The organism is Vibrio sp. B1FIG11, from assembly GCF_905175335.1.
In the GTDB taxonomy this organism is placed as follows: domain Bacteria; phylum Pseudomonadota; class Gammaproteobacteria; order Enterobacterales; family Vibrionaceae; genus Vibrio; species Vibrio campbellii.
Genome location: NZ_HG992751.1, coordinates 2,514,833 through 2,539,288, shown reverse-complemented (window position 1 = coordinate 2,539,288; position 24,456 = coordinate 2,514,833). Strand labels below are relative to the sequence as shown.

Genomic DNA, 24,456 nt, shown 5'->3' with positions numbered 1-24,456 from the left:
TTTCTCTTTTTCTGACAGAGAAGGGTGAGATTGTGAATGTCGTTGTCGTCATATTTCTTTCATTTATTGTTACACGTAAAACTATGACGAATTTAATAGTAGTAATAAAGTTTCATAAACGACAACATCGAAGTGATTGCAGTTGCGTAATGTATGATTTGATCACATTCCATTTATAAATCGAAAGTGCGATTATTTATTCATTTAATTTAGTTTGATGTGTTGCATTGGTAGGCCTCATGAGTACAATGGCTGTCACCTGATGCAATATTGCAGACAAATTGTTGTTAATTTGTACGATTAACAGTTAAATGTTTGTTGTTGCCGTAGAGGTGCAGTCTCGAAGAGTAGCTATTATTGGGGTGATGCCAATGAATAATAGTGGAAGGCGAGGATTGCCGAAGTAGGTGGCCTATCGAAGCCACTTGCTGGGGTTGTCTCTGAAAGGAACAACACTGCCATAGTATATTTACATTAAACTATGGAGCGCTACTGTAGGGTTGGGTGGAGTGTTCGCTTCCCTGTCGCTAAGTTCAACATGAGCACGTACCGTATGCTACGTGACTTGTCTGCAGTAGATCTCTAGCCAAACTTTGGTTTTTGAAGATCATGAATTTAATAGATTTTGCACATTCTCCTGTTTCGTTATTACCGCCTATTGTCGCACTGACGCTGGCGATTCTAACTCGACGTGTTTTAGTTTCTCTTGGTGTTGGTATCGTACTGGGTGCGGTGCTACTTAACGATTGGTCTATCGGTAACACGGTAGGTTATGTTAGCTCTCAAGTTTCCTCTGTCTTTATTGAAGACGGTGGTATTAATACTTGGAACATGAGCATTGTTGGCTTCCTAATCCTTTTAGGTATGACAACAGCACTGTTAACACTTTCTGGTGGTACTCGCGCTTTCGCTGAATGGGCGCAAACACGAGTAAAAAGTAAACGCGGCTCTAAACTTCTTGCAGCCTTCCTTGGCGTATTCATTTTTGTCGACGATTACTTTAATAGTCTTGCCGTTGGTGCGATCTCTCGCCCAGTGACTGACCGTTTCTACGTCTCTCGCGCTAAGCTTGCGTACATCCTTGACTCAACCGCTGCACCAATGTGTGTGATCATGCCAGCTTCTAGTTGGGGTGCGTACATCATTACCATCATCGGTGGTATCTTGGTGTCACACGGCATCACTGAGTACTCTGCTCTTGGTGCTTACGTTCGTCTTATTCCTATGAACTTCTACGCAGTTTTTGCTCTACTAATGGTATTTGCAGTAGCGTGGTTTGGTCTGGATATCGGTAAGATGCGTGAACATGAAATCGCAGCGTCTCAAGGCCGTGGTTTTGATAAAGATAAAGAGAACGACTCACAAGAAGCACACGACCTAAACGAAGAGCTGGATATTCGTGAAAGCGAGAAGGGTAAGGTTTCTGACCTAATTCTTCCTATCGTAACGCTTATTGTGGCGACTATTGCTTCTATGCTTTACACCGGTGGTCAAGCGCTAGCAGCAGATGGTAAAGAATTTGCGCTGTTGGGTGCATTTGAAAACACGGATGTTGGCACTTCTCTAATCTACGGTAGTTTACTTGGTCTAGCAGTTGCGTTGTTCACTGTTATTAAGCAAGGTCTACCAATGGTTGAGATTGCACGCACGCTTTGGATTGGTGCTAAGTCAATGTTTGGTGCAATCCTTATCCTTGTTTTCGCTTGGACTATTGGTTCAGTTATCGGTGACATGAAGACGGGTTCTTACCTATCTACAATGGCGCAAGGCAACATCAACCCACACTGGCTACCAGTTATCCTGTTCTTGCTGTCTGGCCTAATGGCGTTCTCTACAGGTACGTCATGGGGTACTTTCGGTATCATGCTTCCAATCGCGGGTGACATGGCTGGCGCAACAGACGTGGCACTAATGCTACCAATGCTAAGTGCGGTTCTGGCTGGTGCAGTATTTGGTGACCACTGTTCACCAATTTCAGATACAACGATTCTGTCGTCAACAGGTGCACGCTGTAACCACATCGATCACGTATCGACGCAGCTACCTTATGCATTATCAGTGGCGTTTGTGTCATGTATTGGCTTTATCACGCTGGGTATGACTGCATCGATCGCGTTCTCTTTCATCGCTGCATCGATCACGTTCGTTATCGTTTGTGCGATTCTGTCGTGGCTGTCGAAGTCTAAAATGGCATCCTGCCAGAACGCATAGTTAGCTTTACTAAGCGTATAAAAGAGGAAGCTCCGCTATTACTAGCGGAGCTTTTTTTATACGCGATTTATGGTGAGGGGGGCAAATCGCGTTTTGGGGATAACCTATTAAGTCCACATCAATGTAAGCAAAGGAATATAAGCAAAGGGTGTGCCTATTTTAACTTCATGAATTATAAGGAACTTTAATTGCAGGTTTTAACGCGATGGGCTAACTCTATGATAATTAACAGTTCACCTGTTACACAGTGTTACGTTACAGTTCTAGCGAAATTTAACGCCATGTAGGCTTGTTAGATGGGCAGGTTATATTTCTTGATTAGACGGTAGAGTGTGGTTCTAGAAATACCTAAATTCCTCGCAGCCGCACTCATGTTGTGTTTGTTGTCTTCGATTGCTTTTAACAAATAATCTAAGTCAATTTGTTCGACAGAAGGAAGGAGCTGTCTTTCGTTATTGTCCAAGCCGAGATCGGCGATGTGAAGAGTGTTATCCTCACACATTACAATCGCCCTTTGAATGACATTGCGCAGCTCTCTCACGTTGCCGGGCCATTTATGTTTCAGTAGCTTTTTCTTCACTTCCGGAGACATACTCTGAACTTTTCCGTTGGATAATTCTTCTAAAAAACGCTCTGACAACATGACCGTATCCTCACCACGCTTCCGAAGTGGGGGGATAGTGAGTGGTAGTATGTTCAGTCGGTAAAATAAATCCTCTCGGAATCCTCCTTGTATTACTTCACTTTTTAAATCTACATGGCTGGCTGCGATGACGCGGCAATCCACATCAATGATTTTGTCTGCACCAACTTTATGGATTTGCTTACTCTCCAAAAAATGCAGCAAATGAATTTGTAGATCAGGCGGCATGTCGCCGATTTCATCGAGAAATAGCGTCCCTTTGTTCGCTTTTTGAATGAAGCCAATTCGATCCGAAATTGCACCCGTAAATGCTCCTTTCTCGTGACCGAAGAGCTCTGATGCGATGAGTCCGCTTGGAATCGCTCCGCAGTTAACTTCAACAAATGGGTATATGTGTCTACTTGAAAGTTCGTGAATGATTCGAGCACACATACCTTTGCCCACCCCGGTTTCGCCTTGGATGAGTACTTCCGCATCACATTGCGCGTATTTTTTGAGTTTGTTACGTAGTTCACTGATGCAAGTGCTATTACCAATAAGAGGAAGTAATGGGTCTGCATCCAAAGAACGTCTGTGTAACGTAGCTTTGCATTTTTGCACTTTCATTTTTCTTCTCTTTTATGCCCCACACAAAGTTTAGTAACGAACGTAGTCTCAAAAATGAGCAATGTGTGCCACTATTGAGAAAGATCTCAGTAATGGAATTTGAAGGATTTTAAACGGTTGTTTTTAGAAGATTTAGTACTACGCCGTTTTTTTATAACAAATTGATGGCATAAATGAGTTTGCGTGATGCATTTTTGATGATTGAAATGAAAATTAAAGTTAACAAAATCAATTGGATAATAAAAATATTAGGAAAAGTGGAAATTCGTTGTTGAAAAAAAATTAATCCTTGGTTAGTGTGGTCTTTAACGAAGCAACACAATTGAGCCTTAAATAAGTATGCGTAATTTTGTAATGAACATTCATCACCATCATCACCCAGCCTAGTCTTTCGGGAGATGTACGCATACCCGGGAGATAGGAAACTCCCGGAGGTGAAAATCAAAGTGAAAACAGATTTTAAACCCTCGGGAGACCAACATCTCTCGAGGGTTTTTTAGTTTTACTGGTTTATAAAAATATTTAAATTACCGAATTTGCACAGGGATAATGTAATGCAAACACAACGCTTAAGAATCGCAATTCAGAAAAAAGGCCGCCTAAGCAAAGAGAGCCAAGCTCTACTGAAAAAGTGTGGCGTGAAATTCAACGTAATGGGTGAGCGTCTAGTGGTTCACTCAGAGAACATGCCAATTGATTTGCTTTTGGTTCGTGATGACGACATCCCTGGTTTGATTATGGATGGCGTAGTAGACCTTGGCTTTATCGGTGAAAATGAACTGGAAGAAGTTCGTCTAGATCGTAAAGCGTTGGGTGAACCGTATGAATTTGTTCAACTTCGTCGTCTTGATTTCGGTGGCTGCCGTTTATCTATCGCAATCGACAAAGACGAAGAGTACAACGGCCCTCAAGACCTCGCTGGCAAACGTATCGCTACGACATACCCACAACTGCTAAAAGCTTACATGGATGAAGCGGGCGTTCCATTCTCAACATGTATGCTGACAGGCTCTGTAGAAGTTGCCCCTCGCGCGGGCCTTGCTGATGCAATCGCTGACTTGGTTTCTACAGGTGCAACGCTAGAGGCGAACGGTCTTAAAGAAGCTGAAATTATCTTCAAATCAAAAGCGACACTGATTCAACGCACTGGTGAGTTCGACGCAGACAAAGTGGCGCTAATCGAAAAGCTCTTGACTCGTATGCAAGGCGTACAGCAAGCGAAAGAGTCTAAGTACATCATGCTACATGCGCCAGCTGAGAAGCTAGACCAAATCAAAGCACTACTGCCAGGTGCGGAAGATCCGACTGTGTTACCTCTGTCTGCCGACAAGCAAAAAGTTGCGGTTCATTTGGTAAGTACTGAAAACCTGTTCTGGGAAACCATGGAACAACTTAAAGAACTGGGTGCGAGCTCAATTCTAGTACTACCAATTGAGAAAATGATGGAGTAATCGCAATGAGAACAGTCGTATGGCAATCGCTAAGTGAAACGCAGCAAGACTCAATCCTAGAACGTCCTGCAATTACTGAAGGTGCGAATATCACTGCCGCGGTTTCTGAAGTAATCGCAAAAGTTCGCAAAGAAGGCGATGCTGCACTATTGGAACTGACGGAGAAGTTTGACCGTGTGAAACCGGAATCCATCCGTGTTTCCGCTCAAGAAATCGATGAAGCGTCAGCGCGTCTTTCTGAAAAGATGAAAAGCGCATTAGAGCAAGCGTATGAAAACATCACTAAGTTTCACAAAGCGCAAAAGCCACAGCCAATCAAAGTAGAAACTCAACCGGGTGTACTTTGTGAGCAGGTAACGCGCCCAATTCAAAAAGTGGGTTTGTACATTCCCGGTGGCAGTGCGCCATTGCCATCGACTGTTTTGATGCTTGGTGTTCCTGCAAAAATTGCAGGCTGTCGTAAAGTGGTGCTTTGTTCTCCACCCCCAATTGCTGACGAGATCCTTTATGTAGCAAAACTGTGTGGTATTGATGAAGTGTACAACGTTGGCGGTGGTCAAGCCGTCGCAGCGATGGCTTACGGAACAGAAACCGTATCTAAAGTTGATAAGATCTTTGGTCCAGGTAACGCTTACGTGACAGAAGCAAAACGTCAGGTAAGTAATGATTTCCGTGGCGCAGCGATTGATATGCCTGCAGGTCCATCAGAAGTGTTAGTGATTGCCGATGAAACCGCAGACCCTGATTTCATTGCTGCAGATCTTCTAAGCCAAGCGGAGCACGGCCCTGACTCTCAAGTGGTACTTGTGACACCTTCACCTGTGATTGCGGATCAAGTGACGGACGCGGTTCAACGCCAACTTAAAGAACTGTCGCGTGCGGATATTGCCGAGCAAGCATTAGCTTCAAGCTTGATTATTATCGCCGAGTCTCTGACTCAATCGGTTTCCATCTCGAACTACTACGGTCCTGAGCACTTAATTGTTCAGACTAAGAATCCACGCGAGCTTCTGCCTCTATTAGACAACGCAGGTTCTATTTTCCTTGGTGATTGGTCGCCTGAATCAGCAGGTGACTACGCATCGGGTACTAACCACGTTCTTCCTACTTACGGTTACACACGCACGTATTCAAGCTTAGGTTTGGCGGACTTCTCTAAGCGTATGACGATTCAAGAGTTATCTGCTGATGGTCTAAAGAACCTTGCCCCTACAGTGGTCACTATGGCTGAAGCGGAAGGCTTGGATGCACACAAACGTGCAGTGACCATTCGTACTGAAAAATTAACCCGCGTAGAAAAACTAGCAGCTAAGTAAGAGGACAATGAGATGGAAAAGCTAGCGCGTAAACAAGTCCAACAACTTACCCCTTATTTATCGGCTCGCCGAATTGGTGGTACCGGTGACGTATGGCTAAATGCTAACGAATCGCCATTCAACAATGAATACAAAACAGACTTTGCTCGTCTCAATCGTTACAGCGAATGTCAGCCGAAAGAACTAATTTCTGCTTACGCAGCCTATGCGGGTGTGAAACCAGAGCAAACACTAACATCTCGCGGAGCAGATGAAGGTATTGAACTACTGATTCGCGCTTTTTGTGAGCCGGGTGAAGATGCGATTCTTTATTGTCCACCGACTTACGGTATGTACGCCATCAGTGCAGAAACTATAGGTGTAGAGCGTAAAACCGTGCCGCTAACGTCAGATTGGCAACTAGACCTTGCAGGTATCGAAGCTAATCTGGATAACGTGAAACTGGTTTTTGTATGTTCGCCAAACAACCCAACAGGTAACTTGGTTAAGCGTGAAGACATTGTGTCTCTGCTTGAGATGACAAAAGACCGTGCAATCGTGGTAATGGATGAGGCGTACATTGATTTTTGCCCTGAAGCATCAACGGTAGATTTACTGGCGCAATACCCGAATCTTGCGATTTTGCGTACTCTGTCGAAAGCTTTTGCGCTTGCTGGTCTGCGTTGTGGGTTTACGCTTGCGAACGAAGAGCTGATTAATGTACTTCTTAAAGTTATCGCACCATATCCAGTACCGGTTCCAGTGGCAGAAATTGCGACTCAGGCGCTTTCGGAAGCTGGCTTAGCAAGAGCGAAGTTCCAAGTTCTTGATCTGAATGCAAACCGTGCTTACTTACAAGTTGGTCTTTCAATGATTCCGGGTTTGGAAGTGTTTGAAGGGTGGGGGAATTACCTATTGGTAAAATTCCCAGATGGCGATGATCTTTTCAAAGCTGCTTGGGATACAGGCATTATTTTGCGTAACTCGCCGATTGAGAACTGCGTACGTATCAGTGTTGGTAACCGCGACGAGTGTGAAAAAACGCTTGGATTTATTAGAAACTACTACGCATAAGTAGAGACAAAATTAATCGCTCTCGCTCAATAGCGGGAGCGCCAAAAGAATAGCAATAAGGAAGTTCGAGTGAGCAAACAACAAAAAATCCTTTTTATCGACCGTGATGGCACCTTAATTGTTGAGCCGCCAGTTGATTTTCAAGTAGACCGTTTAGATAAGCTAAAACTAGAGCCATTTGTTATCCCAAGCCTGTTGTCGTTGCAGGATGCAGGATACCGCCTAGTGATGGTCACTAACCAAGATGGTTTGGGTACCGACAGCTATCCACAAGCAGACTTTGATGCTCCACACAACATGATGATGGAGATCTTTGAATCTCAGGGTGTGAAGTTCGATGACGTGCTGATTTGTCCGCACTTCGATGAAGATAACTGTTCTTGCCGTAAGCCTAAATTGGGCTTGGTAAAAGAGTACCTTCAAGGTGGCAAAGTTGATTTCCAAAACTCTGTTGTGATTGGCGATCGTCAAACTGATCTTCAACTTGCAGAAAACATGGCAATTCGTGGCATTCAATACAATCCAGAAACCATGGGTTGGAAACAGATCTTGAAAGATCTAACGGTGAAGGCACGCGTTGCTGAAGTGATTCGTACTACAAAAGAAACAGACATCAAAGTATTCGTTAATCTTGATGAGCAAGGCGGCAATGACATCTCTACAGGTCTTGGTTTCTTCGACCACATGCTGGATCAAATCGCGACGCACGGCGGATTCCAGATGGTGTGCAAAGTGGAAGGTGACCTGCACATTGATGATCACCACACGGTAGAAGATACCGCTCTTGCTTTGGGTCAGGCGTTGAAAGAAGCACTGGGTGACAAACGTGGTATTGGTCGCTTTGGCTTCAGTCTGCCAATGGATGAGTGCTTGGCACAATGTGCACTGGACCTATCAGGTCGTCCTTACCTTAAGTTCGACGCGCAATTCAGCCGTGAGCAAGTGGGTGACCTTTCTACAGAGATGGTGGTTCACTTCTTCCGTTCTCTGACTGACACCCTAGCGTGTACGCTGCACCTTTCTTCTGCGGGTAACAATGATCACCACATCATTGAGAGCCTATTTAAAGCGTTTGGTCGCACTCTGCGCCAAGCAATCAAAGTAGAAGGCACTGAGCTACCGAGTAGTAAAGGCGTACTTTAAGGCTAACGTTAGCAAGGAGAAAAACAGTGACAGAACAGAAAGTTGTCATTATCGATACAGGCTGTGCCAACGTCTCTTCGGTGAAGTTTGCCATTGAACGCCTAGTCTATGACGTAACGATTTCAAAAGATCCACAAGTTGTATTGGCAGCTGACAAGCTATTTCTACCGGGCGTGGGAACCGCCAGTGAAGCGATGAAGAACCTAGAAGAACGCGATCTTATCAGCTTGGTAAAACAGGTAGAAAAGCCATTGCTAGGTATCTGTTTAGGCATGCAACTGTTGGGCAAAGTGTCTCAAGAAAAAGGGCAGAAAGCCGACGAGTTAGTTGAGTGTCTTGGACTTTGTGATGGTGAAGTTAAGCTATTACAAACTGGTGACTTACCGCTGCCGCATATGGGCTGGAACACGGTGTCTGCAAAAGCAGGTAACCCACTGTTCAAAGGTATTGAAGAAGGTGAGTACTTCTACTTTGTACACAGCTTTGCAATGCCGGTTGGAGATTACACGATTGCCGAGTGTGAATACGGCAACCCGTTCACAGCAGCAGTACAAAGCGGCAACTACTACGGTGTGCAGTTCCACCCTGAGCGTTCTTCAAAAGCGGGCGCGAAGCTTATTCAAAACTTCTTAGAATTATAAAAGGGATTTAGTGTGATTATTCCAGCTCTTGATTTAATTGAAGGACAGGTGGTTCGCCTTTATCAAGGTGATTACGGCCAGGTAACCGAGTACAAAGTCGACCCAGCAGAGCAGTTCAACTTGTACCACCAAGCTGGTGCAAACTGGCTACACTTAGTGGATTTGACTGGCGCGAAAGACACAACAGCGCGTCAGCTTGATTTGATTGCAAAGCTACTAGCAAGCACACCAGCGAACATCCAAATCGGTGGCGGTGTGCGTACAGAGCAAGACGTGATTGATCTGCTAGAAGCGGGCGCTCAGCGTGTTGTCGTTGGCTCAACAGCAGTAAAACAGCCAGAGCTTGTGAAAGGTTGGATGGAAAAATACGGCGCAGAGAAAATCGTTCTCGCGTTAGACATCAACATCGATCAATACGGCACACGTAAAGTGGCAATATCTGGTTGGCAAGAAGACTCAGGCGCGACCATCGAAGCTCTAATCAAAGATTACCTAACGGTAGGTTTGCAGCATGTGCTTTGTACAGACATTTCTCGTGACGGTACGTTAGCGGGTTCAAACGTTGAGCTTTACGTCGACCTATGTAAACAGTACCCACAAGTGCAGTTCCAGTCTTCAGGTGGCATCGGCTCATTAGCGGATATCGAAGCGCTAAAAGGTAGCGGTGTTGCTGGTGTGATTGTTGGTCGTGCGCTGTTAGATGGTAAGTTCACAGCAGAGGAGGCGTTTGCATGTTGGCAAAGCGAATAATTCCATGTCTTGATGTTCGTGACGGACAAGTGGTGAAGGGCGTCCAGTTCCGCAACCACGAAATCATTGGCGACATCGTTCCTCTGGCGCAGCGTTATGCTGAAGAAGGCGCTGACGAGCTTGTGTTCTACGATATTACCGCTTCAAGTGATGGTCGTGTCGTCGATAAAAGTTGGGTCGCTCGCGTTGCAGAAGTGATTGATATCCCGTTCTGTGTGGCTGGTGGCATTAAATCAGCAGAAGACGCGGCGCGCATTCTTGAGTTTGGTGCAGATAAGGTATCTATTAACTCTCCTGCCTTGGCGAACCCTCAGTTGATTACTGACCTTGCTGATAAGTTTGGTGTGCAATGTATCGTTGTAGGTATCGATTCATACTACGACAAAGAGACGGGCAAGTATCAGGTTTACCAGTTTACTGGTGATGAAGAACGCACCAAAGCGACCCAATGGGAAACGCGTGATTGGGTGCAAGAAGTACAAAAACGCGGCGCTGGTGAAATCGTGCTGAACATGATGAACCAAGACGGTGTGCGTAACGGCTACGACATCGAACAACTTAATATGGTGCGTGAAGTGTGTAACGTGCCATTGATTGCATCGGGTGGTGCAGGTGCCATGGAGCACTTCGCAGAAGCCTACCAAAAAGCCAATGTGGATGGCGCGCTTGCTGCATCGGTATTCCACAAACAAGTCATCAACATTGGTGAACTAAAGCAGTATTTGAAACAACAAGGCATTGAGGTACGACTATGAGTGTAAAAACCGCCGAAGTAAGTTCGCTAGCTGAGCGAATCAACTGGGAAAAGGTGGATGGTCTGGTACCTGCCATCGTACAAGATTTCCAATCAAGCCAAGTGCTGATGATGGGTTACATGAACCAAGATGCGTTGGCAAAAACGGGCGAAACGGGTCAAGTGACGTTTTTCTCTCGTACCAAGCAGCGTCTTTGGACGAAAGGTGAAACCTCTGGCAACGTATTGCAACTAGTGAACATGCAGCTAGATTGCGACAACGATACGCTACTGGTGAAGGTGAATCCCATTGGTCCTACGTGTCATTTGGGTAACACAACTTGCTGGGATGTGGACCCTCAAGAGGAGTCACAAATGGTGTGGCTTCATCAACTTGAGCAGCTATTGGCTGCCCGCGAGAGTGCCGACCCAGATTCCTCTTATACTGCCAGTCTTTATGCCCGTGGCACCAAGCGTATTTCGCAAAAAGTGGGCGAAGAAGGCGTTGAAGTCGCGCTTGCGGCGACGTCGGGCGATAAGGCGGAGTTAGTGTGTGAATCGGCAGATTTGATTTACCACTTAATGGTATTGCTTCAAGACCAAGGCTTATCGATGAATGATGTAGTGAACAAACTGAAAGAGCGTCATAAATAAAGAAGAGCCCCAAACTCTGAACCTAAAACAGAGTGCGCGGGATCTCTCGCGCACTTCATTGGCTTAGAAAAAACGATGGAATTTAGAACGCTTCGCTTACGGAAAAGGGAAATGCTTGATGATAGGCAGGGGCAAGCGGACGATAATCCGTAATTCGAGACTTTAGGCTCTAAGCCCCCAGAACCTTTATTTACCTGGAACCTGTGTTTACCTAGAGCCTATCTATTACCCACAACATTTCTTAAATTTCTTACCACTTCCACAGATACACGGATCGTTACGACCTACCTTTAGACTGCTTACTGGTTGGCTTAAGCGAGGATCTTGTTCCGGCTCTTCTTCTGGGAACGTGCCATCAATGTAGTACCAAAGCCCATCTTCTTTCACGAAACGAGAACGCTCTGTCATACAGTAGCGTTTGCCGTCTTCATTAAAGTACGCATTGAACTCAACAAAACCTTCATTCTCGTTGCTACTCGCTTCGGCTTTTACTACCTCAAGCTTGCACCAATCGCTGTCGATGGATTGGGCAATGCCTTCACGTTGCTCTTCTGCATTACAGCTTGGGTGGTATGTGTTCACCACGTAATCCACTAGACCTAACACATGCCCACTGTAACGAGAGCGCATGAGCTGCTCCGGAGTGGTGACGTCAGCATGGTTATTGTGGGCAATTTCACAACACTGTTGGTAGGTGCGGTTAGAGCCGCAAGGACAAGAAGAAGCCATAAAATGAAATCTCGATTAATTAAGCGGTAAAAACAAACAACCTCACATAAGTGAGGCTGGAGGTATTCTTTGGGGCATTATAGCGATTTAGGGCGTTTGAGACAGCAGTTCTTGAGCCCAAGCTGTGGATTGGCTGAACGCTTTGGCTAATTGTGGCTCAGTCAGTTTAAGTGCGCTACCGTACTTTTCCGTTGTTTCCCAATCGGCTTTTTCGTAAGCGATGATCATCGAAAGAAGATAGCCTAATACGCCTTTGCGACTTGTGAGCGCTTGCTTGATTTCCTCATCAACTGGAATGTCACTGATCACGTCGCAAAGCGGTTGGTCTAATAGTGAACCTAATAGTGAGAACATTCCTGTTAAAAACGCTTGGCCGGGATCGTATTTAGTGTTCATCTGGCTGAGCAAAATTTCACACATACGCGCGCGCTGAATCGCTAAAGAGTACAAAGAGTCAGGTTTATCTTCGTGCACTGAAGCAATGGCAACAAGAGAAATAAAGCGTCTTAAGCGTTCTTCACCAAGATAAACCAGCGCCTGTCGGAAGGACTTAATCTTAGTGGTGAGCGTGTAACCCGAGTTTACATAAGTCATTAGCTTATAAGACAGGGTCACATCGATTGAAAACAGGCGTTCGACTTCATTGAAATTGATGGGTTTGTCTGCGATCTCTTTACACAGTTGAATCACCGTCAAAAACGCCGGGTTAAGGCGTTTTTTCTGAATCATCTCAGGTTTACTGAAGAAGTAGCCTTGGAAGTAGTTAAAACCAGCATCCATTGCCTGTTCAAACTCTTCATAGGTTTCGACTTTCTCGGCTAAAAAGTCGATACCAAAGTGGCCAAGTGATTGAATGTAAATCGCGGCCTTTTCGATAGGGACTAAGCGAATGTCGAACTTGATGATCGCAACATAAGGTAAAAAACGCTTCCAAGCTTTAGTCGGAACAAAGTCATCTAACGCAACGCGATAGCCAGATGCATGTAGATGTTTGATTGCATGAAGTAACTCGTCTGTTGGCTCACAATCTTCCAATACTTCAACCACGAGTGATTCATTGGGAAACAGAGTAGGGACGAGATTGACCAAACTTTGGTATGGAAAATTAACAAAGCCGAGCTTATCACCCAGAGTACTGTAGTGTGTGGTGAGGAAATGGTCAGATAGAAGTCGACTAGTAGCCAGCTCAGGTTCTACTTCTGGAAAGGTATTTTTCGGACCGTCACGGAAGAGAAGCTCATACCCGATGGTACGCTTTTCTCTATCCAGTATCGGTTGGCGAGCTACGTATGAATACTTCAATGCGGTACTTTGTTCTGTTTAACTGAGTAATACGATGATAGCGATTTTCTGTAAAATTTCTATGCTTTGCGCGTCAATCTTCTACACGCTCGACATGCTTTACTTCAATTCTGTGTCAAACGGTCGTGTTTGCAAGTCAAAATTGTCAGAATCTACTTTTAAAACCGAGCCTTGGCTATACCAATCACCTAAGACAATACGTGTTGTTTTAACACCATTTAATTCAAAAATATGTGTATTTGGGCGGTGCGTGTGACCGTGAATCATCAGGTTGACGCAGTTTTGAGACATAACGCGCTCTACTTCGCCTTGGTTAACGTCCATGATGTCGAGGGACTTGGTTTGTTTGTCGTCTCGAATGTCTGACTGAACTTTAGCGACAATTCTTTTCTTAACGAACCAGGGAATACGATTAAACAACCATTGAAGCCATGGCTTATGAACGGTTTTTCGAAACTCTTGGTATTTCACATCATCAATGCAAAGTGTATCGCCATGCAGAATCACGGCTTTTTGACCATAAAGATCAATTGTGCAGACATCATCAAGCAATGTCATACCGGTTTCTTTGCAAAAGCGTTTACCCAGTAAGAAATCTCGATTGCCTTGGATGAAGAAGGTTGGCACACCAGAATCCGTCAGTGCTTTAAATTCGCTACGGATTTGACTTGCAAAAGGGGTGTTGTCATCGTCACCAATCCAGAATTCGAACAAATCACCAAGCACGTACAGTGCGTCGGCATGGATTGCTTCTGAACGCATGAACGTAACAAAGCACTCCGTGATATCAGGACGTGATGGGGTAAGATGAAGATCAGATATAAATAATGTTGTCATAGAAATAAGGGGAAGCAACGCCTCCCCACAAACTTATCTCTTGGCAGCAATTCTACAGAATTACTCTTCGATTGTTGTACCAGTGATCACTACGTCTTCTAGAGGTACGTCTTGGTGCATGCCGTAAGAACCAGTGCTCACACCTTTGATCTTGTTTACGATGTCCATGCCTTCGATTACTTCACCGAATACACAGTAACCCCAACCGTCTAGGCTTTCGCTACGGAAGTCTAGGAACGTGTTGTTGTTTACGTTGATGAAGAACTGAGAGCTTGCTGAATGCGGCTCCATAGTACGAGCCATAGCAAGTGTACCCACTTTGTTGCTAAGACCGTTGTTTGCTTCGTTCTTGATTGGTGCACGTGATGCTTTTTCACGTAGACCAGACTCCATACCACCACCTTGGATCATGAAGCCGTCAATAACACGGTGGAAAAGAGTGTTGTCGTAGAAACCGTCGCGGCAGTACTGAAGGAAGTTTGCGCTAGTCTCTGGCGCTTTCTCTTCGTTTAGTTGAATCTTGATGTCACCAAAATTAGTGTGAAGGGTGATCATGCTACTTTCCTTTACTGTGTTGTATTGAAACTGCGATTCTAGCCTAAGTTATTACGCTTTAAAAACTCAGGAAGAACAAATTAATAGTTTTGTGCTTGAAGTTTAGCCGATTATCGTTTTATCCGTGAATTGCTATTACCTAATAAGGTCTGAGTTGTTATACTCGGCCTTCTTGTTATCCATTCACAATCATAGATAGAGATCATGTTAAAGATATATAACACACTCACAAGACAGAAAGAGGAATTCAAACCAATTACAGCCGGCAAAGTTGGCATGTATGTCTGTGGAGTTACCATCTACGATCTCTGTCATATCGGTCACGGTCGTACTTTCGTTTCTTTCGATGTGGTTTCTCGTTACCTGCGTTACCTTGGTTATGACCTAACGTTTGTACGTAACATCACTGATATCGATGACAAAATCATCAAACGTGCAGCAGAAAACGGTGAATCTTGTGATTCATTGACAGAGCGCCTGATTGGCGAAATGCACGCTGACTTCGATGCACTGAACATGAAACGCCCTGACGTTGAGCCTCGTGCAACTCAGTTCATCGCTGAAATCATCGAATTGGTTGAAAAGCTAATCGAGCGCGGTTTCGCATACGTTGCAGATAACGGCGACGTAATGTTTGAAGTAGGCAAGTTCAACGAATACGGCAAACTGTCTAAGCAAGACCTTGAACAGCTGCAAGCTGGTGCGCGTGTCGATATCGAAACTGCAAAACGCAGCCCACTGGACTTCGTACTTTGGAAGATGTCTAAACCGGGTGAACCAACATGGGAATCACCATGGGGTCCAGGTCGTCCAGGTTGGCACATCGAATGTTCTGCAATGAACTCTTCAATCCTAGGTAACCACTTCGACATTCATGGTGGCGGTTCTGATCTTCAGTTCCCACACCACGAGAACGAAATCGCGCAATCTTGCTGTGCACACGACACTCAATACGTGAACACATGGATGCACAGCGGCATGGTAATGGTAGACCGTGAGAAGATGTCTAAGTCTTTGGGTAACTTCTTTACTATCCGTGATGTTCTTGGTCACTACGATGCTGAGACGGTTCGTTACTTCCTAATGTCTGGTCACTACCGCAGCCAGCTAAACTACAGCGAAGATAACCTAAACCAAGCGCGTGCCTCTCTTGAGCGTCTATACACGTCTCTACGTGGTCTCGATCTAAGTGCAGCGCCAGCTGGTGGTGAAGAGTACGTATCTCGCTATACTGCAGCGATGAACGACGACTTCAACACGCCAGAAGCTTACTCAGTACTGTTCGATATGGCACGTGAAGTAAACCGTCTTAAGACAGAAAACCTAGAGAAAGCGAGCGAGCTAGGTGCGCTAATGCGTGAACTGGCTGACGTGATCGGTATTCTTCACCAAGATCCAGAAGCGTTCCTAAAAGGTGACGCTGGTAACGATGATGAAGTGGCTGAAATCGAAGCACTAATCAAGCTACGTAACGACTCTCGTGCAGCGAAAGACTGGGCTAACGCAGATATGGCTCGTGATAAGCTGACGGAGATGGGCATTGTTCTGGAAGATGGCCCAGAAGGCACAACGTGGCGTCGTAAGTAATCGAATCTTTTAAAAGGGCTGATGATTCAGCCCTTTTCTTTACAAGCTTTTATAAATTCTAAACTTTAACGAAGGTAGTGCTCTGTGGCTCAGATGTATTTCTATTACTCGGCAATGAACGCGGGTAAATCGACAACTCTTCTCCAATCTTCATTTAACTACCAAGAACGTGGCATGACGCCTGTGATTTTCACAGCAGCGCTAGATGATCGCTACGGCGTAGGTAAAGTGAGCTCTCGTATTGGTTTGCAATCAGACGCGCATTTGTTCCGCCCAGATACCAACCTTTACCAAGAAATCGCGGCACTGCATGAAGTAGAAAAGCGTCACTGTATCCTAATTGATGAGTGTCAGTTCTTGTCGAAAGAACAGGTTTACCAACTAACAGAAGTGGTTGATAAGCTGCATATTCCTGTACTTTGCTACGGTCTTCGTACCGATTTTCTAGGCGAACTTTTTGAAGGCAGCAAGTACCTGCTATCTTGGGCAGACAAATTGGTTGAACTCAAAACGATTTGTCACTGTGGTCGCAAGGCAAACATGGTTATCCGTACTGATGAGCACGGCGTTGCAATCAAAGAAGGTGATCAAGTGGCGATTGGCGGTAACGACCGTTACGTATCGGTTTGTCGTCAGCACTACAAAGAAGCACTTGGTAAGTAAGCCAGTCTAGATAAGAGTTAGATAAGAGATAGCCACCGAATTCGGTGGCTTTTTTATTGTCTGGTTGTTGGTCACTGAGCGAGGGGTTACGCGAGACCAAACTCGAACTTTTCTCGTAGGGCTTGATAAGAAGATTCAACGTGTGCAGGAATCTCTTGCTTCGTTTGAAAGCCTTTCTCTGGATAAGTCTTTACGCGAGAAAAATCTTCCATCAATGCTTCCAGTACCATCATCAGAGGCATCTCTTCGTTAATGTATTCAAAGAAAGGATGCGCAGTAGAGGTCACTTGCAGACGTGAATAAGGTGATTGCCATTGCTTTTCGAAGGTCGCGATGGCGCGTCGTTCCATAAATGGTTTTTGAACCAAGATGAGAGACTCGCAGTTAATCCCTTTTTCTATCAACAATTGTTCCGTGAATCGAACGTTCTCACCGCTATTGCTTGATTGTGGTTCGATTAAGATTGCTTCGTTTGGTACGCCAGCAAGTTTTGCAATTTCTGCAAAGGTTTCGGCTTCGCTTTTGTCAAACAAGCCATCCGTAAAACGGCCTTCACCGCCAGAAAATACAATCAGAGGCGCAAGCTTTTGGTGGTAAAGCTTTGCGGCGTATTCGGCAACACGTAAATCATTGCTACACATAACAAATAAGCAGTCAGCAGGTGTGAGTTCCTGCTTGAGTTGCATGTAATCCCACAAGGTTTCAATGTGTTGATAAAGCTTCATAGTGCATCCAGCGTTGAGTTGAATTGGAACTGGTAGCCAAGCGCAATAAGCTTGTCTGCAAGGATTCGTTTATCGGCAGTTTCAGTGACTGGCGGAAGGGCAATATCTAAGTCACTTCTCGTAATGGCCGCTTGGTAAAATTCGGCTTTGCTGACAGTGTTCGGCGTTGTGGCGTTCACCACTTCATTGCTGATTTGATTGAGAGCGAAAGCCGTTGCTGCCACAGCATCGTTTTGATGCACCATATTCGCTGGGGCTTTACGGCTCACTTGTTTCAATCGCAGTGCAAAGCGAGAAGGATGGCGGTCAGAGCCTATCAAACCACTGCAACGTACGATGGCGTAGTCGATGCCGGAGTCAATGACGTATTGCTCAGCTTGTAGCATGATGCGAGCGTTGTCTGAGAAGTGTTCCTTCGTTTGGGCTAATGCGAGTGTGGCGTCTTCTTCTTTCATATCGATGGCTAGGTTTGGGTATACCGTCGTTGAGCTGACCATCAAAATCTTTTCAACGTTACTCGCTTTTGCCGCTTCAGTTAAGCGCTGCCATTGCTGTGCGTACTCTTGTCCATTCCCTTTACGAAAGCCAGGAGGGAAAGCGCCGACAATACGTTCGATATGGTGCTGTTTGATGATATCAATGAGTCGCTGCTCAGAGTTCGATTCATTGAGGTCGAGTAGAGCAGTTTGAACGGAAGATATTGGAAACTCATCCAATCGAGTTTGACTGCGTCGCGTGACGATAACTTGATGCCCTTGGTCAACGAGCGTTTGTGCAAGTGGGGTACCTAGCCAGCCTGCACCTATGATCAATGTATTTGCCATCGGTAATGTTCCTACTGTCAGCCCTGAGTTCATTCAAACAGGGTTTGTAATTCTAATCTGGCTTGTTGGTGTAGGGGATCGGAATGCCATTTCTGATGTTGTATCAAATCAATGTTGACTTGCCATGCCAGTTTTGTGAATTCTTCGCCAAGTTTCACTAAGGTGTTTGGCGCGTAAGACACCAAATGCTCAGGAAGAAAGCACCAGCCAAATCCCTTGTTCGCCAGTTCTAATAATATGTAGTAATCATCAGCGTACCAGATATCTGGGCTGAACGCCTGATTAAGACCACTCACATCTTCATTCTTTGAACGGATCACCAGTTGGCGATGCTGCTTAAGTTCATCGATGTTTCGGATGGGCTGTTTTGCTAAAGAGTGTTCAGATGATACAAACACGTCGAAACCAATATTCCCCAAGTTAGATAAATCAACATTCTTGGGCATTTGTAAATCACTTAGAATAATGCCTGTCGTCGCGCGCTCAGATTTGATGAGCTCGATAATGTCTGGGCTTGATGCCGTGAGACACTCTACCTGAAGGTTAGGGAATTTTTGCTCTAAGTTCTTCAATGCAATAGGGAGGCGAGTTAATGGAATCCCTTCATCAACAGCGAGCACTAACTTGTTTGCTGGCGCAGAGAAAAGTTGAGATGCCTTGTTATTCAGTCGATCCAGTTGACTGAGCGTCGCAAGTGCGTAAGGCATTAGCTCATGACCTTTCTCAGTTAGCTTGGGATAGCGGCCAGAGCGATCAAATAGATCGACACCGCAATCCAGTTCCATGTTCATGATGTGTTGGCTGATCACCGATTGTGCCCGGCCGAGCTTTCTGGCAGCGGCTGAAAAGGAGCCCGCTTCCGACGTGGTCACAAACGCTTGCAGTTGTTCAATAGTAAACATATCGCTTTTACCGATGGTATCTAACTTTTGATTATCTGAATGATAGATAAAATGTCAGTCATTGAGTAGAACTATTTAGGTAAAACATCATGACTCGTAACGAACGTATCTTTCACGCTGTACTATTTGAAATGATTGCTCTCGCGATCATTATCCCTGCCGCTTCTTTGATTACAGGGAAGGGATCCAGTGATTTAGCGGTGGTCGGTATTGGTTTGAGTCTTTACACTGTAGTTTGGAACTACATTTATAACCTGTACTTTGATAAGTGGTTTGGTTCAAACCGAGAGGAACGCAGTCTAGCGATGCGAATTGGTCACACGTTGGGATTTGAAGGTGGATTGATCTTCTTGTCTATTCCTGTGATTGCGTGGTTCTTGGAGATCACTTTGCTGCAAGCGTTGGCATTAGAGGCAGGCTTTTTAATTTTCTTCTTATTCTACGCGACGGGCTTTAACTGGGCATATGATAAGATTCAGCCATTTGGAAAAGTGAGAAAACTGATCGCTTAATATAGTGAATCTAGATAAATTTAATTATCAAAAAAGCCACCATTGCGGTGGCTTTTTAAATTCAGATATTGGTTTGTCTAAATATCATTATTCAGCAGAAAGCACTCGAAGGATCTTATCCGCGTGTTCTGCAACTTCGATCCCTTCGTCAGTTAGGTAACCGCCATCTGGTTGTGTGCATAGTTGTTTTTCGTACAGACGCGCAACGGCTGCCTGCATTTCTTCAGAAGCTTCTTTGTGGACTTTGATGCCAGTAGCTGCGCTGCTTAAATCGAATTGAAGAAGTAGGTTCAGTTCGGCGATATGGTCAGCTGAATATTTCATAGGTAATTCCTTCGTACTTTTTTAACCAAGCTAGTCTGAAAACTAAGGTTGAGCAATAGAAAAGCCTTAGAAATGTTAAGTGTAGCGCTATAGGCCTGATATAACGCGGAAATTTTATTCTACAGTAAACATTTGAACCAAATATTAATAATGGTTAGGACAATAACTCATTGTTGAATTTTATCGATTACTCTCTCAGCAACAACAAATTTGGTAAACATGAAAAATAGCCCTTGAAAAAGTCTGGAAATGGAGCGATTATCCGCGCCTCGTTAATTGTTTCTAAATGTTACACTTCCATGAACTTCAATCAGTTTGACTCACTATTACCACCTCAGGCTGCTGAACGTGCCGCCGAAGTAGGTGTTGGCAAAGCAACTAAAGCTCCGATGAAATCTTTCCTGCTGGCGATTTCTGCAGGCATTCACATTGGTATTGCTTTTATTTTCTACACAACCGTAACCACTGGTGCTGGTGATCTCCCTTGGGGCATTACACGCCTTATTGGTGGTTTGGCATTCAGCCTTGGCTTGATCTTAGTGGTTGTTACTGGCGGTGAGCTGTTTACCAGTTCGGTTCTTACGCTGGTGGCACGTGCAAGTGGCAAGATTTCATGGAAAGCCTTAATGAAGAACTGGCTGGTTGTATACTTCGGTAACTTGGTTGGTGCGGTTCTACTTGTTGTTTGTATGCTTATTACTAAGCAATACATGTTCGACGGTGGACAAGTGGGCTTGAATGCGATGGCAATTTCGCAACATAAGCTGCATCACGGTTTCTTCCAAGCCGTCGCGCTGGGCATCATGTGTAACGTTTTAGTATGTATCGCAGTTTGGATGACGTTTAGCGGCCGCACCCTGACAGATAAAATCGCAGTAATGATCTTGCCGGTAGCGATGTTCGTTTCTGCAGGTTTTGAGCACTGTATTGCGAACATGTTCCAAGTACCAATGGCGATTGGTATTAAATACTTTGCTCCAGAGTCATTCTGGCAAATGACAGGTGCCAACATTGCAGACTACGCGGATCTGAACATGATCGGTTTTTTGACCAACAACCTGATCCCCGTGACGATCGGTAATATTATCGGTGGTGGTGTCTTCGTTGGCATGTGGTACTGGATGATTTACCTGCGTGATGAAGATAAGCATCTGAAATAATTTTCAAAAAAGGCAAGCTATATGGCTTGCCTTTCTTTTATCTGAATGTTTTAGCTGGTGCGCTAGACGAGCTCTTCGTTGATACCAAATTCATTTGGGATCCAGTGAGATGTCATTTCCACAGGCTCTTGTGTTAGCCAGTCTACAGGTACTTCTGACACTAAATCATCGAGCTTTTCTCGCGTGTTTAACCTATCCATGATGAATTCTCCTTTCGTCGGTTAACTGCACTCTAGAGGCAGTCGATGACGCTTCTATGACCAATCTGTGATCGTTTGATTGATGAGGAGAGGTCAGTCTCAAAGTTGCTCTTATGTTTCTGGTTGCTTATGGGTTTTTGGGGTTTATCCACATTTTCTGTGGATAACCTGTCTCAAAGATCGTGAGTATCTTTTTTGATCGAGAAAAATTCATAAAATGAGACGCTTATGTGATGGCGAAGTGACCAACTTTAAGCCTTATCCTTGTTGATAAACTTCACTTTTATGCGGCCTTCTTTTGTTTGTACACAGCTCAGCGTCATCTCTAAGGTAATCGCCACAGACACACTGAGCATGACAAAAATCGCTAGCATGATGATTAATTGGTACTTGATGGCCACCATCGGGCTAGCGCCACCTAAGATTTGGCCTGTCATCATGCCGGGAAGCGTCACCAAGCCAGTCGTTGCCATGGAGGCGAGAATAGGCGCCAGAGATTTACGAAGCGCTTCTTGAAGGAAAGGGAAGGAGGCGTATTTGGGTGATGCACCTAAAGATATAGCGGCTTCATATTCAGATTTTCTTTGCTCGAAAGCAGTGAATAAGTTCTGCAGGGCAACGATGTTGCTGCTCAAGCTGTTGCCTAGCAGCATGCCTGCTAAAGGGATCATATACTGCGCGTTGTAAAAGGGCTCTGGCTTGACGAGGCCAAAAGCAATCGCCGCAAGCAAAGGGAATAAGCTGCTAGACAATCCTGCGATTAAAGGCCACATGAGAGGTTTTTTGGGTAGATTGGTTTTACTCACAATTGAGCTCGCCCCAACCACAATCATAATCGCTAGCCACAACAAATTTACTGCCAAGCTATTCAGCTTAAAAAGGTATTCCAAATACACACCGACAAGAACCAATTGAACGGTCATACGCACAACGCTAATGACAGTGTCTTTGGCAATGCCAAGTTTGTATCGTTTATTGATGGTGAGTGGAATGAGCAGAATCAAGCTAAAAAGGGCGAGTTCAAACCAATTAATATCCACAACTTGATTCATAAACTTTCTCCGGAAACAAACGTTTTGATTCTAACGAAGTGCGGTTGGTTTATGAATTAGCGAGGTCTGTTTTTTTGCAATCTTACGTTTGAAAAAGCACGATGATTTAGTGAAGTTTTCTTAACAAGACGATCACAACTGCTTGTCTTTAGTCGGAAAAAGAGCGATTTAGTAGCACGAAAAAATCCAGAAAATTGTAAACAAAGTTAATCTTGTGTTGTATTCTTAACATGTCTGCAAAAGACTTATTTTTTCACATCCATTAATATTTTTTCACAAAGAATATCAATCAAACACATCTCTGGATGAGCTCAAAAAAGTGTTGGATAACAAGGGGAGGAGCATCAGATTTGATTGAACCTTACTATTAGTATGGTCTAACATTTTCCCATAGAGATTGTAAAAAACTTAAGCTTGGTGACGCGGGCTTTCCAATAACACTAGATACAAAATAGGCAAATGTATGAGTGATGTTAACAAAATTGAGAGTGGTGAAAAACGCTCACTGGAGTGGAAGTCGTTCCTCTTCATTGCAGTTGTTCTCTTCCCAATTCTGAGTGTGGCTTTCGTAGGCGGCTACGGATTTATTGTTTGGGCACTTCAAGTGTTCTTCTTTGGTCCTCCAGGCGCGCACGGCATGTAAGCCGGTGAGCTCATAACCACACTTTAGAAAAGATTTTAAGAGAGCAAATAATGAAATCATTAATCATTAAACTGTGGCGTACGATGACGCGCCCGGCAGTCCATATCAGCCTAGGCGTGCTGACTATGGGCGGTTTCATCGCTGGTGTTATTTTCTGGGGTGGCTTTAACACAGCCCTAGAAGCAACCAACACAGAAGAATTCTGTATTAGTTGTCACACAATGCGTGACAACGTATACGTTGAACTGCAAGACACAGTTCACTGGAAAAACCACTCTGGTGTTCGTGCTACTTGTCCTGACTGTCACGTTCCACACAACTGGACAGATAAGATCGCTCGTAAGATGCAAGCGTCTAAAGAAGTATTTGCACAAGTATTTGGCAACTACGACGAACCGGGTGTTTTCGAAGAGCGTCGTATCGAACTTGCTAAACACGAATGGGATCGTTTCTCTGCAAACAAATCTCTAGAGTGTAAAAACTGTCACAACTACGATTCAATGGACTTCGAGCAAATGTCTCCAACCGCTCGTATCCAAATGAAACAAGCAGCTGAGAAAGATCAAAGCTGTGTAGACTGTCACAAAGGTATCGCACACAAACTACCAGCTGGTATGGACAGTATTGGTGGTATTGTTGGTGACCTAGAAGGTATGACTTCAAACACTGACTACGGTGTAGGTCAGCAACTAGTAAGTGTTCGTCACTTACCAATCTACTTCGATGACAAAGGTGCTAAAGAAGCAGGTCTTCTAAACCCAGCATCAACTGTAAAAGTTCTTGAAGACAAAGGCGACTACGTTGAAATTGAAATCGACGGCTGGCGTAAAGCGAAAGGCTTCGGTCGTGTAATTCAAGAAGACTTCGGTAAAAACATCGCAGTAGCATCTCTACTGAAAGAAGCATCAACAGACGCGAACATTGTTACGGCTGGTGAGAAGAAAGTTGATGAGCTAACTGGTCTTCCTTGGGAGAAAGTAGCTGCGAAAGTATGGATCAAGAAAGAATCTATGCTGAACGACATCAACCCTGTATGGGAAAAATCGAAAGAAGCTTACAAAACTAACTGTTCTGTATGTCACACACAACCAGCTGAAGCGCACTTCGATGCGAACACATGGCCAGGTATGTTCGACGGTATGCTAGCGTTCGTTAACCTAGATACAGACAGTGAAGCACTGATCTTGAAGTACCTACAGAAGCACTCTTCAGATTATGCTGAAGGTCACCACTAATAAGC

26 protein-coding genes, 1 riboswitch and 1 other annotated feature are annotated in these 24,456 nt (G+C 44.6%); of the genes, 15 read left to right on the top strand and 11 right to left on the bottom strand.

The genetic code is table 11. From position 1 onward, the window contains the following. Positions 1 to 319: 319 nt before the first annotated feature. Positions 320 to 500, top strand: a riboswitch (Lysine riboswitch). 109 nt (positions 501 to 609) lie between these two features. After that, positions 610 to 2,211 (top strand): tetracycline efflux Na+/H+ antiporter family transporter Tet(35), encoded by a 1,602-nt coding sequence (gene tet(35), locus KHO06_RS11715; protein WP_005427522.1) that lies wholly within the window; start codon positions 610 to 612, stop codon positions 2,209 to 2,211. Positions 2,212 to 2,503: 292 nt separating this feature from the next. On the opposite strand, the gene txr is transcribed toward tet(35), so the two are convergent. Next, positions 2,504 to 3,460, bottom strand: coding sequence for a putative sigma-54-dependent transcription factor Txr (txr, locus tag KHO06_RS11710; protein WP_045397998.1), 957 nt, complete (start codon positions 3,458 to 3,460; stop codon positions 2,504 to 2,506). Positions 3,461 to 3,822: 362 nt separating this feature from the next. Next, positions 3,823 to 3,960 (top strand) — a sequence feature (His leader region). Positions 3,961 to 4,014: 54 nt separating this feature from the next. On the opposite strand from txr, the gene hisG reads away from it, so the two are divergent. From hisG to hisIE, 8 genes are all read left to right on the top strand, one after another. Beyond that, positions 4,015 to 4,911, top strand: a complete 897-nt coding sequence (gene hisG / locus KHO06_RS11705) for an ATP phosphoribosyltransferase (protein WP_005427525.1) — start codon at positions 4,015 to 4,017, stop codon at positions 4,909 to 4,911. Between the two features lie 5 nt (positions 4,912 to 4,916). Next, positions 4,917 to 6,227, top strand: coding sequence for a histidinol dehydrogenase (hisD, locus tag KHO06_RS11700; RefSeq protein ID WP_050910461.1), 1,311 nt, complete (start codon positions 4,917 to 4,919; stop codon positions 6,225 to 6,227). Between the two features lie 12 nt (positions 6,228 to 6,239). After that, positions 6,240 to 7,280 (top strand): histidinol-phosphate transaminase, encoded by a 1,041-nt coding sequence (hisC, locus tag KHO06_RS11695; RefSeq protein ID WP_050910462.1) that lies wholly within the window; start codon positions 6,240 to 6,242, stop codon positions 7,278 to 7,280. Between the two features lie 69 nt (positions 7,281 to 7,349). Further along, positions 7,350 to 8,423: a bifunctional histidinol-phosphatase/imidazoleglycerol-phosphate dehydratase HisB gene (gene hisB / locus KHO06_RS11690; protein WP_045394368.1), complete on the top strand. Its 1,074-nt coding sequence runs from the start codon at positions 7,350 to 7,352 to the stop codon at positions 8,421 to 8,423. Positions 8,424 to 8,449: 26 nt separating this feature from the next. Beyond that, positions 8,450 to 9,064 carry an imidazole glycerol phosphate synthase subunit HisH gene (gene hisH, locus KHO06_RS11685; protein ID WP_212581628.1) on the top strand — a complete coding sequence of 205 codons (615 nt, stop codon included), beginning with the start codon at positions 8,450 to 8,452 and terminating at the stop codon, positions 9,062 to 9,064. Between the two features lie 12 nt (positions 9,065 to 9,076). Further along, positions 9,077 to 9,814: a 1-(5-phosphoribosyl)-5-[(5-phosphoribosylamino)methylideneamino]imidazole-4-carboxamide isomerase gene (gene hisA / locus KHO06_RS11680; protein WP_212581627.1), complete on the top strand. Its 738-nt coding sequence runs from the start codon at positions 9,077 to 9,079 to the stop codon at positions 9,812 to 9,814. Further along, a complete protein-coding gene (gene hisF, locus KHO06_RS11675) occupies positions 9,796 to 10,569 on the top strand; it encodes an imidazole glycerol phosphate synthase subunit HisF (protein ID WP_004749837.1) in 774 nt (257 codons plus the stop codon). The genes hisA and hisF overlap by 19 nt, the downstream gene beginning before the upstream one ends. Beyond that, on the top strand, positions 10,566 to 11,201 hold the full coding sequence (gene hisIE, locus KHO06_RS11670) for a bifunctional phosphoribosyl-AMP cyclohydrolase/phosphoribosyl-ATP diphosphatase HisIE (RefSeq protein WP_212581626.1): 636 nt from the start codon (positions 10,566 to 10,568) through the stop codon (positions 11,199 to 11,201). The genes hisF and hisIE overlap by 4 nt, the downstream gene beginning before the upstream one ends. A gap of 225 nt (positions 11,202 to 11,426) precedes the next feature. Here the strand turns inward: hisIE and KHO06_RS11665 are convergent, their stop codons facing one another. From KHO06_RS11665 to KHO06_RS11650, 4 genes are all read right to left on the bottom strand, one after another. After that, a complete protein-coding gene (locus KHO06_RS11665) occupies positions 11,427 to 11,930 on the bottom strand; it encodes a YchJ family protein (protein ID WP_212581625.1) in 504 nt (167 codons plus the stop codon). An 87-nt stretch (positions 11,931 to 12,017) separates the two neighbouring features. Next, positions 12,018 to 13,232, bottom strand: a complete 1,215-nt coding sequence (locus KHO06_RS11660; RefSeq protein ID WP_005533683.1) for an EAL domain-containing protein — start codon at positions 13,230 to 13,232, stop codon at positions 12,018 to 12,020. 99 nt (positions 13,233 to 13,331) lie between these two features. Further along, positions 13,332 to 14,069: a UDP-2,3-diacylglucosamine diphosphatase gene (gene lpxH, locus KHO06_RS11655; RefSeq protein WP_045378210.1), complete on the bottom strand. Its 738-nt coding sequence runs from the start codon at positions 14,067 to 14,069 to the stop codon at positions 13,332 to 13,334. Between the two features lie 60 nt (positions 14,070 to 14,129). After that, entirely contained in the window at positions 14,130 to 14,624 is a 495-nt protein-coding gene (locus tag KHO06_RS11650) for a peptidylprolyl isomerase (protein WP_005533685.1), read from the bottom strand. A gap of 204 nt (positions 14,625 to 14,828) precedes the next feature. Here KHO06_RS11650 and cysS point away from each other — a divergent pair, with 204 nt between their 5' ends. Together cysS and KHO06_RS11640 are read left to right on the top strand one after the other, a co-directional pair. Then, the gene (gene cysS, locus KHO06_RS11645) at positions 14,829 to 16,211 is read left to right on the top strand and encodes a cysteine--tRNA ligase (protein ID WP_212581624.1); all 1,383 of its coding nucleotides are present in this window, start codon (positions 14,829 to 14,831) and stop codon (positions 16,209 to 16,211) included. Positions 16,212 to 16,295: 84 nt separating this feature from the next. Next, complete coding sequence (locus tag KHO06_RS11640) at positions 16,296 to 16,874, top strand: thymidine kinase (protein ID WP_005450744.1); 579 nt, start codon at positions 16,296 to 16,298, stop codon at positions 16,872 to 16,874. 86 nt (positions 16,875 to 16,960) lie between these two features. Here the strand turns inward: KHO06_RS11640 and KHO06_RS11635 are convergent, their stop codons facing one another. The 3 genes from KHO06_RS11635 to KHO06_RS11625 are packed head-to-tail and all read right to left on the bottom strand — an operon-like array spanning position 16,961 to position 19,325. Continuing rightward, a complete protein-coding gene (locus KHO06_RS11635; RefSeq protein WP_212581623.1) occupies positions 16,961 to 17,599 on the bottom strand; it encodes a YdcF family protein in 639 nt (212 codons plus the stop codon). Then, positions 17,596 to 18,423, bottom strand: coding sequence for an NAD(P)H-binding protein (locus KHO06_RS11630; protein ID WP_212581622.1), 828 nt, complete (start codon positions 18,421 to 18,423; stop codon positions 17,596 to 17,598). Before KHO06_RS11630 ends, KHO06_RS11635 begins: the two co-directional genes overlap by 4 nt. A gap of 29 nt (positions 18,424 to 18,452) precedes the next feature. Continuing rightward, complete coding sequence (locus KHO06_RS11625; RefSeq protein ID WP_012127638.1) at positions 18,453 to 19,325, bottom strand: LysR family transcriptional regulator; 873 nt, start codon at positions 19,323 to 19,325, stop codon at positions 18,453 to 18,455. Positions 19,326 to 19,414: 89 nt separating this feature from the next. Here KHO06_RS11625 and KHO06_RS11620 point away from each other — a divergent pair, with 89 nt between their 5' ends. Further along, positions 19,415 to 19,837 carry a PACE efflux transporter gene (locus KHO06_RS11620; RefSeq protein ID WP_005430267.1) on the top strand — a complete coding sequence of 141 codons (423 nt, stop codon included), beginning with the start codon at positions 19,415 to 19,417 and terminating at the stop codon, positions 19,835 to 19,837. Positions 19,838 to 19,924: 87 nt separating this feature from the next. Here the strand turns inward: KHO06_RS11620 and KHO06_RS11615 are convergent, their stop codons facing one another. Next, a complete protein-coding gene (locus KHO06_RS11615) occupies positions 19,925 to 20,161 on the bottom strand; it encodes a TIGR02647 family protein (RefSeq protein ID WP_005430269.1) in 237 nt (78 codons plus the stop codon). 299 nt (positions 20,162 to 20,460) lie between these two features. Here KHO06_RS11615 and focA point away from each other — a divergent pair, with 299 nt between their 5' ends. Beyond that, positions 20,461 to 21,321 carry a formate transporter FocA gene (gene focA / locus KHO06_RS11610; RefSeq protein WP_038889509.1) on the top strand — a complete coding sequence of 287 codons (861 nt, stop codon included), beginning with the start codon at positions 20,461 to 20,463 and terminating at the stop codon, positions 21,319 to 21,321. A gap of 62 nt (positions 21,322 to 21,383) precedes the next feature. Here the strand turns inward: focA and KHO06_RS11605 are convergent, their stop codons facing one another. After that, entirely contained in the window at positions 21,384 to 21,521 is a 138-nt protein-coding gene (locus tag KHO06_RS11605) for a hypothetical protein (protein ID WP_212581621.1), read from the bottom strand. A gap of 251 nt (positions 21,522 to 21,772) precedes the next feature. Beyond that, a complete protein-coding gene (locus tag KHO06_RS11600) occupies positions 21,773 to 22,573 on the bottom strand; it encodes an ABC transporter permease (RefSeq protein WP_045378228.1) in 801 nt (266 codons plus the stop codon). Between the two features lie 463 nt (positions 22,574 to 23,036). Here KHO06_RS11600 and torE point away from each other — a divergent pair, with 463 nt between their 5' ends. Further along, positions 23,037 to 23,216, top strand: coding sequence for a trimethylamine N-oxide reductase system protein TorE (gene torE / locus KHO06_RS11595; protein WP_005450728.1), 180 nt, complete (start codon positions 23,037 to 23,039; stop codon positions 23,214 to 23,216). A 50-nt stretch (positions 23,217 to 23,266) separates the two neighbouring features. Next, positions 23,267 to 24,451, top strand: a complete 1,185-nt coding sequence (gene torC / locus KHO06_RS11590) for a pentaheme c-type cytochrome TorC (RefSeq protein WP_005430271.1) — start codon at positions 23,267 to 23,269, stop codon at positions 24,449 to 24,451. Positions 24,452 to 24,456: the final 5 nt, after the last annotated feature.